Annotated in this window: 10 protein-coding genes; 2 read left to right on the plus strand and 8 right to left on the minus strand. The window is 74.0% G+C overall.

Features of this window, described 5'->3' with window-relative positions; genetic code table 11:
- Positions 1 to 129: 129 nt before the first annotated feature.
- Positions 130 to 1218, minus strand: coding sequence for an amidohydrolase family protein (locus ACZ49B_RS30325; protein WP_053785829.1), 1089 nt, complete (start codon positions 1216 to 1218; stop codon positions 130 to 132).
- Positions 1219 to 1306: 88 nt separating this feature from the next.
- On the opposite strand from ACZ49B_RS30325, the gene ACZ49B_RS30330 reads away from it, so the two are divergent.
- Positions 1307 to 2389, plus strand: a complete 1083-nt coding sequence (locus ACZ49B_RS30330; RefSeq protein ID WP_468311910.1) for a pyridoxal-phosphate-dependent aminotransferase family protein — start codon at positions 1307 to 1309, stop codon at positions 2387 to 2389.
- A gap of 44 nt (positions 2390 to 2433) precedes the next feature.
- Here ACZ49B_RS30330 and ACZ49B_RS30335 read toward each other — a convergent pair whose 3' ends face one another.
- From ACZ49B_RS30335 to ACZ49B_RS30365, 7 genes are all read right to left on the minus strand, one after another.
- Entirely contained in the window at positions 2434 to 3141 is a 708-nt protein-coding gene (locus tag ACZ49B_RS30335) for a DsbA family oxidoreductase (RefSeq protein WP_468311912.1), read from the minus strand.
- A gap of 82 nt (positions 3142 to 3223) precedes the next feature.
- The gene (locus ACZ49B_RS30340) at positions 3224 to 3724 is read right to left on the minus strand and encodes a GNAT family N-acetyltransferase (RefSeq protein WP_468311914.1); all 501 of its coding nucleotides are present in this window, start codon (positions 3722 to 3724) and stop codon (positions 3224 to 3226) included.
- Positions 3725 to 3786: 62 nt separating this feature from the next.
- Positions 3787 to 5235 (minus strand): peptidoglycan D,D-transpeptidase FtsI family protein, encoded by a 1449-nt coding sequence (locus ACZ49B_RS30345; RefSeq protein ID WP_468311916.1) that lies wholly within the window; start codon positions 5233 to 5235, stop codon positions 3787 to 3789.
- 62 nt (positions 5236 to 5297) lie between these two features.
- Positions 5298 to 5969 (minus strand): response regulator transcription factor, encoded by a 672-nt coding sequence (locus tag ACZ49B_RS30350; RefSeq protein ID WP_468311918.1) that lies wholly within the window; start codon positions 5967 to 5969, stop codon positions 5298 to 5300.
- Positions 5966 to 7261 (minus strand): sensor histidine kinase, encoded by a 1296-nt coding sequence (locus ACZ49B_RS30355; protein ID WP_468311920.1) that lies wholly within the window; start codon positions 7259 to 7261, stop codon positions 5966 to 5968. The genes ACZ49B_RS30350 and ACZ49B_RS30355 overlap by 4 nt, the downstream gene beginning before the upstream one ends.
- Positions 7261 to 8253, minus strand: coding sequence for a hypothetical protein (locus ACZ49B_RS30360; RefSeq protein WP_468311922.1), 993 nt, complete (start codon positions 8251 to 8253; stop codon positions 7261 to 7263). The genes ACZ49B_RS30355 and ACZ49B_RS30360 overlap by 1 nt, the downstream gene beginning before the upstream one ends.
- Positions 8254 to 8346: 93 nt before the next feature.
- Positions 8347 to 9168, minus strand: a complete 822-nt coding sequence (locus ACZ49B_RS30365) for an IclR family transcriptional regulator (protein ID WP_468311924.1) — start codon at positions 9166 to 9168, stop codon at positions 8347 to 8349.
- Positions 9169 to 9315: 147 nt separating this feature from the next.
- Between ACZ49B_RS30365 and ACZ49B_RS30370 the strand changes: the two genes are divergently transcribed.
- Positions 9316 to 10839, plus strand: coding sequence for an aldehyde dehydrogenase (NADP(+)) (locus ACZ49B_RS30370; RefSeq protein ID WP_468311926.1), 1524 nt, complete (start codon positions 9316 to 9318; stop codon positions 10837 to 10839).
- Positions 10840 to 10955 lie beyond the last annotated feature (116 nt).

Here is a 10955-nt window from a genome sequence, read left to right on the forward strand (position 1 = left end):
TACGCATCACGAGGAACGGGAGTTCTTTTCCGCCACAGGGCGGAGGGGAATGCGCCGACGCCGACGCCCCGGGCGGCCTTTCACAACGACCGCCGGGGCGTCGGCGTCACGGACGCGTCAACTCTGCTCTCAGGCCCGGACCTTGCCGCCCACGACCACGCGCCGCGGCTGCGCCAGCGCCCGCACGTCGGCCCGCGGGTCGGCGTCGTAGACCACGAGGTCCGCCGGCGCCCCCTCGGTCAGGCCTGGTCTGCCGAGCCACTCGCGTGCCGCCCAGGTCGTCGCCGAGAGGGCCTCCAGGGCCGGGATCCCGGCCCGCACCAGCTCCGAGACCTCCGCCGCGACCAGGCCGTGCGGCAGGGAACCCCCCGCGTCGGTGCCGACGTACACGCCGATGCCCGCGTCGTACGCGGCCCGTACGGTGTCGTACCGGCGCTCGTGCAACCGCCTCATGTGCGCCGACCAGCGCGGGAACTTGGCCTCGCCGCCCGCCGCCATCTTCGGGAACGTCGCGATGTTCACGAGCGTCGGGACGATCGCCACCCCCCGCTCCGCGAACAGCGGAATGGTGTCCTCCGTGAGTCCCGTGGCGTGCTCGATGCAGTCGATGCCCGCCTCGACCAGGTCGCGCAGCGAGTCCTCCGCGAAGCAGTGAGCGGTGACCCGGGCGCCCAGCCGGTGCGCCTCGGCGATGGCCGCCTCGACCTCGGCCCGCGGCCAGCAGGGTGCCAGGTCCCCGACCTCGCGGTCGATCCAGTCCCCCACCAGCTTCACCCAGCCGTCGCCGCGCTGCGCCTCGCGGCCCACGTACGCGACGAGGTCGGCCGGCTCGATCTCGTGGGCGAAGTTGCGGATGTAGCGGCGCGGGCGGGCGATGTGCCGGCCGGCCCGGATGATCTTCGGGAGGTCCTCGCGGTCGTCGATCCAGCGGGTGTCGGAGGGGGATCCGGCGTCGCGGATGAGCAGCGTGCCGGCGTCGCGGTCGGTCAGGGCCTGCCGCTCGGCGGTCTCCGCGTCGACCGGGCCGTGGGCGTCCAGCCCCACGTGGCAGTGCGCGTCCACCAGGCCGGGCAGGGCCCAGCCGGACACCGTGGTGATCTCACGGGCCCCGTGCGGGCGTTCGTACGAGATCCGGCCGCCGACCACCCAGAGCTCGTCGCGCGCGTCGTCGGGCCCGACGAGCACACGCCCCTTCACATGCAGCACGTCATCGGTCATGTCCCGCACTGTACGTGCGTGCTGGGTAGGCTCATGCGGTCACCCCGAACGCCCCGGACGAGACGCCCCGGACGAAGAGAGCACCGCCGTGAACCACCCCCTCCTGGACCTTCCGCCGCTCACCGCGGAGCGCTTCGCGCAGATCGAGCAGGGGGTCGCGGACCTGCTCGGTACCCGCGAGGACGTGGTGATCACCCAGGGCGAGGCGCTGCTGCCGCTGGAGGGGTGCATCCGCTCGGGGGCGCGGCCCGGTTCGACGGCGCTGAACGTGGTGACCGGCCCGTACGGGACCACGTTCGGCAACTGGCTGCGCGACTGCGGGGCGAACGTGGTGGACCTGGCGGTCCCCTTCGACACGGCGGTGACGGCCGACCAGGTGGCAGGCGCCCTGGCCGAGCACCCCGAGATCGACTTCGTGTCCCTCGTCCACGCGGAGGCGGCGACCGGCAACACCAACCCGGTCGCGGAGATCGGCGAGGCCGTACGGGCCCACGGAGCGCTGTTCATGCTGGACGCGGTGGCGTCGGTGGGCGCGGAGGCACTGCTGCCGGACGCGTGGGGCGTGGACCTGTGCGTGATCGGCGCCCAGAAGGCGATGGGCGGCCCGGCGGGTGTCTCGGCGGTGTCGGTCTCGGAGCGGGCCTGGTCCCGCTTCGCGGAGAACGCGGCTGCCCCGAGGCGCTCGTACCTCTCCCTCCTGGACTGGAAGGAACGCTGGATCGACGCGGACCGCAGGGCGCTCCCCCACGCCCCGGCACAGCTGGAGATGCTGGGGCTGGAGGCCTGCCTGGACCGGATCGCGGCCGAGGGCCTGCCGGCGGTGACGGCCCGCCATGCGGCTGCCGCGGCGGCGACCCGGGCGGGCGCGGTGGCGCTGGGCCTCGCCCCGTACGTCGGCCGCGCCTCGGAGGCGGCCCCGGTGGCCACCACGCTGCGGGTGCCGGACGCCTCACTGGTGGTGGCCAAGGCCCTCGCCGCCGACCCGGCGGCCCCGCTCGCGGCGGGCGGCGGCGCGCTGGCGCGGGAGATGGTCCGGGTGAACCACTACGGCCGGGCCGCCTCGCTGCCGACGGTCCTGACCTCTCTGACGGCCCTGTCCACCGCCCTCGCGGCGGACCCGTCCGAGTCCCTCGCCGCCGCGGAGGCGGCCTGGGCGGAAACCCTGCACTGACCCGTCCGGCTCCCGGCCGGCCCGCAGGCCGGCCGGAGGCCCGGTCAGGCCTGGGGGACGGCGCAGGCGCCCTCGGGGTCGCAGGCGTCGGCCGTGGTGGCGGGCTCGGTGAGCGCGCGGCCGGCCCAGGCCTGTTCCAGGGCCTGCGTGAACACCTCCGCGGGCTGCCCGCCGGAGATCCCGTAGCGGCGGTCGAGGACGAAGAACGGCACGGCGTTGGCGCCGAGTTCCGCCGCCTCGCGCTCGTCCGCCCGCACCTCGGCTGCGTACGCGGTGTCGTCCGCGAGGACCGTACGGGCCTCCGCCTCGTCCAGGCCCGCCTCGACGGCGAGGGCGACCAGCACCTCGGAGTCGAACACCGAACGCTCCTCCGCGAAGTTCGCGCGGTAGGCGAGGTCGAGCAGCTCCTCCTGGCGGCCGCGGGCGGCGGCCAGGTGCAGCAGGCGGTGGATGTCGAACGTGTTGCCGTGGTCGCGGCCGTCGGTGCGGTACGTCAGCCCCTCGGCGCGGGCGCTGGCGGCGACGTGCTCCTCCATGCCGCGCGCCTCGTCGAGGGTGCGGCCGTACTTCTTGGCGAGCATTTCCAGGACCGGCGCCGTGCTGCCCTTCGGGCTGTTCGGGTCGAGCTCGAAGGACCGGAAGACGACCTCCACCTCGTCGCGGTGCGCGAACTCGGCCAGCCCCTTGGTGAAACGGGCCTTGCCGATGTAGCACCAGGGGCAGGCGATGTCGCTCCAGATCTCGACGCGCATGATCCTTCTTCTCTCCGGGTTCTTTGGGACGCCGCGGCTGCGGGCCGCGGCGGTTTCCCGTTCAACCACCTGGCGGAGCGTCTCATTCCCCGGACGCGACCTGCGGGCCGACGCTGAGCCAGAGCGTGAGGTGGGAGCCGGACCGGGCGGCGCCGAGCGGGTCCGCGCGCCAGCCGTGGCGGGCGTAGAAGGCCTGGGCCCGGAGGTTGTGCTCGTAGACCTCCAGCCGGGCCCGCTCGACACCGGCCCGCCGCCAGGCGTCGAGGCAGGCGGCGTGCAGGGCGGCCCCGGTGCCGCGGCGCCAGTGGACCGGGTCGACGTGCAGCTGGGTGAGGGTGGTCTCGCCGTCCGCGGTGCGGAAGGCGGCGACCCCGGTGATCTCGCCGTCCTGGTCCGCGCAGAGCACCCCGCCGTCGGCGGCGGCCCGCGCGACGGCCCGGGACCAGCCCTCGCGGGTCCGCGCGAGTTCGGCTGCGCCCGCGTAGGCCTGCTCGGGGACGCGGCCGCGGTAATAGGTGGCCCGGGCCCGGCTGTGGAGGGCGGCTATGGCGTCGAGGTCTGCGGGTTGCGCGGTCCTGATCATGGGAAAGGAAACGCGCCGGGAACCGTGTCGGTTCCCGGCGCGCCCTGCGGCGACCGGCGCGGCTACTTCTTCAGCCACGCCGCCATCATCTTCTGGGCGATGGGCGCGGCGAGCTTGCCGCCGCCGATCTCGGAGCGGTCGGTGTCCGAGTTCTCGATCACCACGGCAACCGCGATCTGCTTGCCGCCCTGCTTGCCGTACGAGGTGAACCAGGCCAGCGGCGGCAGGCTGTTGTTCACGCCGCGCTGCGCGGTGCCGGTCTTGCCGCCGACCTCGGCGCCCGCCACCTGGGCGGGCTTGCCGCCGCCCTCGGTGGCGACCGTCCGCATGGCGTCCTGCAGCATCGACGCGGTTTTGCCGCTCATGACCTGATCGGACTTCGGGTCCTTGAAGCTCTCCAGCACGTTGCCGTTCGCGTCGGTGACCTCGGAGACCGAGTGCGGGGCGACGAGCTTGCCGCCGTTCTCGATCGCGGCGGTCACCATCGCCATCTGGAGCGGGGTGGCCTGGACGTCGAACTGGCCGATACCCGTCTGCGCAACCTGGTCGGCCGACATCTTCTTCGTCGGGTACTTGCTCCCCGGCCGGGCGGTGACGGGCGTCGCGATCTCCGTGTTGAAGCCGAACTTCTCGGCCATCGCCCGCATCTTGTCCTGGCCGAGCTTGTGCGCCAGCTCCGCGAACACGTTGTTGCAGGACAGCCGCAGCGCGGTGCGTGCGGAAACGTTGTTGCAGGCTGCGGATCCCGCTTCGCTGGGCAGCAGGGTCCGGGTCCCGGGGATCGTGTACGGGTCCGGGGTGCCGGTCGGCGTGTCGAGGTTGGTGACCAGCCCGTTCTCGATGGCCGCCGCCAGGGTGACCAGCTTGAAGGTGGAGCCGGGCGCCTGCGGCTTGCGCAGGGCCACGTTCTCCATGGCCTTGCCCTTGTCCTCGATCAGCTTCTCCCAGGCCGCCTTGTCGTTGGCGCCCGTGATGCTGCCCGGATCGAACGAGGGGTTGTTCACGATGGCGAGGATCTCGCCGGTCGCCGGGTCGATGGCGACGGCGGAGCCCTGCTTGCCCTGGAGCGCGTCGTACGCGGCCTTCTGCACACCCTTGTCGACCGTGGTCAGCACGTTGCCCGGCGAGGCCCGCTTGTTGGTGAACATGTCCATCACGGTCTTGAGCCGGTCGTCGGAACCGTTCAGGACCTTCTTGTAGACGCCCTCCAGCATGCTCGTGCCGAAGGCCTGGGAGCTGTAGCCGGTGAGCGGCGCGTAGAGCGGACCGTCGACGTACGTCCGCTTGTACCCGAAGTCCTTTCCGTCCGTCTTCTCCGAGCCGGTGATCGCCTCCCCGCCCACGATGATGTTGCCCAGCGGGTTCTCGTACTGCCCGATGAGGTTCCGCCGGTTGTTCTCGTTGTCTGCGAGGGCCTGGCCTTGATAGGCCTGCACCCAGGTGACCCGCACCAAAAGGGCCAGCACCAGGAGCAGACAGAAGACCGACGCACGCCTGATCGTCTTGTTCATCCCCCAGAAGGACGCACCAAGGCCCCCAGTCGTTCCGCTCTGCCCCGATTGTGTCCGGGTTCTCAGCTTTTCTTCATGAAGCCGCCCTCGTAGGCCGCGATGACCGCCTGGGTGCGGTCGCGGGAGCCGGTCTTGGAGAGCACCGCGGCGACGTGGGTCTTGACCGTCTGGGGGCCGACGCCCAGGCGTTCGCTCATCTCGTGGTTGGACAGTCCGGTGGCCATCAGGCGCAGTACGTCGGCCTCCCGGTCGGTGAGCCGGGCCACCCAGGGCGCGGCGGGGCCCGGGACGCCGGGGGCGTACGACGCGGCGAGCGAGCGGACGGCCGCCGGGAAGAGCAGGCAGTCGCCGCGCGCGACGAGGCGGACGGCGCCGATCAGCTCGTCGGGGTCGGCCCGCTTGAGGAGGAACCCCGAGGCGCCCGCGCGCAGCGCGTCGTAGACGTACGCGTCGTTCTCGAAGGTGGTGACGACCACGATCCGGGGCGGCTCGGCCATGCCGGTGACGATCTGCTCGGTGGCCCGGATGCCGTCGATCTCGGGCATCCGGACGTCCATCAGCACCACGTCGGGGGCCAGGGAGCGGACCAGCGGGACGGCTTCGGCGCCGGAGGCCGCCTCGCCGACCACCTCCAGGTCGGGCTCGGCCTCGAGGATCACCCGCAGGGCGGTGCGGACCATGCGCTCGTCGTCGGCGAGCACGATGCGCAGCGGCGGCCGCCGCACCGCGGTCATCGGGCGCCTGCGCCGAGCGGGAGGACGGCCCGCAGCCGCCACAGCCCCTGGTGCGGGCCCGCTTCGACGCGGCCGCCCAGCAGGGTGGCCCGCTCGGCGGCGCCGTGCAGGCCCCGGCCCCCGGTGGTGCGGGGCTGCGGCCCTTCGGCGGTGCCCGGCGGATTGGTCATGGTGATCTCCAGTTCGCGGTGGGTGCTGCCGGCGCCGTCTTCGTTGCCCTGTACGGCGATCCGCAGCTCGACGGGGCCCGCGCCGTGGCGCAGGGCGTTGCTCAGGCCTTCCTGGACGATCCGGTACGCCTCGCGGGAGGCGATCGCCGGGAGCTGCGCCCAGTTCCCGGCCGGTCCGGGGTCCTGGTGGGCGGTGACGGTGGTACCGGCGGCCCGGGTGCGGGCCAGCAGCCCGTCGAGGTCGGCGGCGAGGGTCGGCGCCGGTGCGGCGTCGGGCCGGGCCGGGTCGCCGTCCCGCAGCAGCCCCAGCACGGCGTCCAGCTCGCCCACCGTCCGCCGGGTGGTGTCCTCGATCGCGGCCAGGGCCTCCCGTACGAACCCGGGGTCGCTGTCGAGCACCCGCCGGGCGGCGACCGCCTGGAGGGTGACGGCGCTCAGGGCGTGCCCGACCGCGTCGTGCAGCTCCCGGGCCAGCCGGTTGCGCACGGCCAGGTCGGCGGCCCGCTCCTCGGCCGCGGCCAGCCGGTCCGCCGCCGTCGGCCCGAGCAGTACGGGTGCCAGCCGGGCCAGCAGCGCCCCGGCCCCGGCGGCGCAGAGGACGAGCCCGCACAGCAGCCCGATCCCGAGCAGCGGGGCGGCGTACTGCGCGGCGTCGGTGCTGAACCAGCCCAGCCCCATCGGGGGCTCCCGCAGCGCCCTCACGAACGGCAGCGCGATCAGCGTCACCGCCATGGGCGGCACCGCGAGGCTCATCCCGCTGATCGCCGCGCCGACGCCCACATGCAGGGTCCACCAGGCCGAGGTCCGCCCCCGGGCCGCCCAGGACCGGGCCGGTCCCTCGGCCAGCTGCTCGCCCGGCACCCCGCACAGGGCCCGTACGGCGCCCACCGACATCGGCCGGACGAGCCCGAACACGGCGGTCACCGCGGCCATGGGGAGGGAGAGCCCGTAGGAGGCGAAGGTCAGCGGGGTGGAGCCGAAGATGTTGCCCTCGCCCGCCACGACACTGACCACCACCTGGGCGAGGAGGAAGTACGGCATCAGCAGGGCGCCGCCCAGGATCAGGTGCACCCAGCGCAGCCTGGCCCGCGCCCCCAGGAGCCGGGACGCCGCCGTCCGCATCACTCCTCGCGGCGAGAGGCGAGGAACCGGGTCAGCACGGCGGCGGCGCACATTCCGGTGATCATCTGACCAGCGTAGATCAACTGGACTGCTGTGGAGGACGGTTCGCCGCCATCGAGCTGCGGGCCCAGCGAGGCGACCAACGGCCACAGCCCCCAGGACAGGGCCGCCGCCGAGCCGACCCAGGTGAGGACGAGCGGCCACCACGCCTGCCGGCTCCCGCCCCGGACCAGCAGCAGCGCCCCTGCGGCAGCGGCGAGCGCACATATCGCGTGCACCCCGGACACCACGCCCGTCGCCGCCGTGTGCGCGGCCGCCCGCTCCGCGCCCAACCCCGCCGTCCCACCGAAGGCCCAGTACGCGTGGACGGCTCCGACCAGCAGGCCTGCGACCGCCGCGGCTCCCGCCACCACCCCCGTGGGTGACGGGAGCCCGCGGCCCATGACGCCCTGCCATCGCCGGCCCCAGCGCTCCCGCGCATAGGGCACGAACAGCCCGGCCAGGGCGACGCCTTGGATGGTGAAACCGGTGTAGACGACGGTGAACACCCAGGAGTCGAGGAAGGGCCGCGCCGCTTCCCCGCCGGGCGCCGGCGCACCCAGACCCGCCGCCTGTATGAGCAGTTGGGCCGGGAACGCGGTGAGGATGGGCGTGAGCAGCCCGGTGGCGACGAAGGCGGGGACCGTGAGCAGCCAGGGCGGCACCCGCAGCCCCCAGGGTCTGGTGAGGACCAGGACGAGCAGGATCACGCTCGCGTCCATGGCCAGCGTGACCGCGTTCGCCGCGGTGAGGAACATCCCCGGCTCCAGCAGCGGGCTGCCGTCGGGGATCCCGGCCCGGCTCCCCGAAAGCCAGGCGGCCTTGAGTACCAGATAGGGCACGGTGGCGGCCAGGGCCACCACCCGCAAGGCCCTACGCCCGGCCCCCGGGGCGGGGCCCGACGGCCGGGCTGCGTACGTCGTCTCGTCCGTGTTCACCACTCGTGTGTTCATGACTCAACGGTCCCGTGCCCGCCGCCCCGCCACCTCCCCCGTGAAGGGGAACCGCCTCCCCCGCCCGGGGGAGGAACCTCCCCGTCCACCGCCTCACATGCGGCGGGTCGCCACCGACAGCCGGTCCCGCGCCTCGAACAGCGCCGCCTTGATCTTCTGCTCGTGGCCCGCCGTCAGCCGGGCCACCGGCACCGAGCAGCTCACCGCGTCCCGGGCCGGCGTCCGGTACGGCACCGCCACCCCGAAGCAGCGCAGCCCGAGCGTGTTCTCCTCGCGGTCCACCGCGTACCCCTGCTCCCGTACCAGCGCCAACTCGTCGACGAGCCGCTCCCGGTCGGTGATCGTGTGCTCGGTGACCGCCTCCAGCCGCCGCGGCAGGAGCGCCCGTACCTCCTCGTCGGAGTGGGTCGCCAGCAGGGCCTTGCCCAGTGCCGTCGAGTGCACGGGCAGCCGCCGCCCGACGCGGGTGAACGGCCGCAGGTAGTGCTGGGACTGGCGGGTGGCCAGGTAGACGACGCTCGTGCCGTCCCTCCGGGCCAGGTGGATGGTCTCGGTGGTGTCGTCGGAGAGCCGGTCCAGGGTGGGCCGGGCCGCGGCGACGACCTCGTCCCCGTCGATGTACGAGCTGCCGACGAGCAGGGCCCGTACGCCGATGCCGTACCGGGTGCCCGTCGCGTCCGTCTCCACCCACCCCAGGTTCACCAGCGTGCGCAGCAGCATGTAGAGGCTCGACTTGGGCAGCGAGAGGTCGTGCTGGATGTCGGCCAGGCTGTGCAGTCCGGGGCGCGCCGCGAAGTGCTCCAGCAAGAGGACCGTGCGGACGGCCGATTTGACGGCCGCCGGCGTTCCCGGGCCCCCGGGGCCCCCCGGCCCCTCCGGTTCCGCGGCGGACCGGTCCGGCTCAGTTGTGGTCATTCGCCTTCTTGCCCCTCTTGTCTCTTGTCAACGCGGAAGACCCGGAAATAGAGTCCGGAGCGGATGTGATCATTCATCCATCGGAACGGCGTTCAGAATACTGAACGCCACCGCGCGGGTCAGCGTAGATCCAGGAGGCAGTGCGCCATGGCAGCAACACCAGTCTGGAGTGTGGACCCCCGCACCGGGAAGCAGCGCGAGCAGGTTGCGGTGGAAGCCACATCCGGCGAGGTGGACGAGGCCGTACGCGCCGCCCACGCGGCCCGCGGCGCGCTCGCCGACCGCACCACCCGCGCGGCCTTCCTGCGCGCGGCCGCCGAGCTGCTCGACGGGGCCGCGGAGCACGTGATCGAGGCCGCCGACGCCGAGACCGCCCTCGGGCCGGGCCGGCTCACCGGCGAGCTCGCCCGCACCACCGGCCAGCTGCGGGCCTTCGCCGACGCCGTGGACGAGGGCTCCTACCTCGACATCCGCATCGACCGCGCCGACGCCGCCGCCGTCCCACCCCGCCCCGAACTGCGCCGCTACAAGGTGCCGCTGGGCGTGGTCGCGGTGTACGCCGCCTCCAACTTCCCGCTCGCGTTCTCCGTCCCCGGCGGGGACACCGCGAGCGCACTGGCCGCCGGCTGTCCGGTGGTCGTCAAGGCGCACCCCGACCACCCGGCCACCTCCGAGCTGTGCGCCTCGCTGCTGCGCCGGGCGGCGGTGGCGGCCGGCCTGCCGGCCGACGTGGTCTCCGTCGTCCACGGGTTCGACGCGGGCCTCGAGCTGATCCGCCACCCCCTCGTCTCCGCCGCCGGATTCACCGGTTCCATCCGGGGCGGCCGTGCGCTGTTCGACGCGGCCGCCGCCCGCCCCGTCCCCATCCCCTTCCACGGCGAACTCGGCTCCCTCAACCCCGTCGTGGTCACCCCCGCGGCCGCCGCCGAGCGCGCCGAGGAGATCGCCGCCGGGCTCGCGGGCTCGGTCACCCTCGGGGTCGGCCAGTTCTGCGTCAAGCCGGGCCTGGTCCTGGTCCCCGAGGGCGCGGACGGCGACCGGTTCACCGGCGCGCTGACGAAGGCCCTCGGCGAGACCGAGCCGGGCGTCCTGCTCGACCACCGGATGCGGGAGAACTTCATCTCCGGCGTGGGCGAGCGGGCCGCGCTGCCCGGCGTCGACGCGCCCGTCACCCCGGGCTCCGGCGGCGAGCACACCGTCGGCGCGGGCTACCTGACCGTGCCGGCCGCGGCCCTCCTCGAGGGCGGCGCGTACGAGGTGCTGCTCGAGGAGTGCTTCGGACCGGTGACCGTGGTCGTCCGGTACGCCGACCAGCACGAGGCGGGGTCGGTGCTCGGCCTGCTCCCCGGGAACCTGAGCGCCACGCTCCAGCTGTCCGCGGCCGAGGCCCACGGCGGCCCGGGCCCGGCCGCCGAGCTGATCGCGCAGGTCACGACGCTGGCCGGGCGGATCGTGGTCAACGGCTGGCCGACCGGGGTCGCGGTGGCCCCGGCCCAGCACCACGGCGGCCCGTACCCGGCGGCGACCTCGCACTCCACCTCGGTCGGCGGGACCGCCATCGAGCGCTGGCTGCGGCCGGTGGCCTACCAGTCGGTGCCGGACCCGCTGCTTCCGGCGGAGCTGCGCGAGGCGAACCCGCTGGGGCTGCCGCGCCGCGTCACCGGCGCCTGAGGCGGGCCGCGGCCCGGCCGGGCCGCCCCCTCCCCCCCCCCCGCCCCGGCCAGACCAAACCACGCCAAGCCAAGCCAAGACCAGCCCAGACAAGACATTTACCACGCCCTCCCCCC

Source organism: Streptomyces sp. NPDC031132 (genome assembly GCF_055570595.1).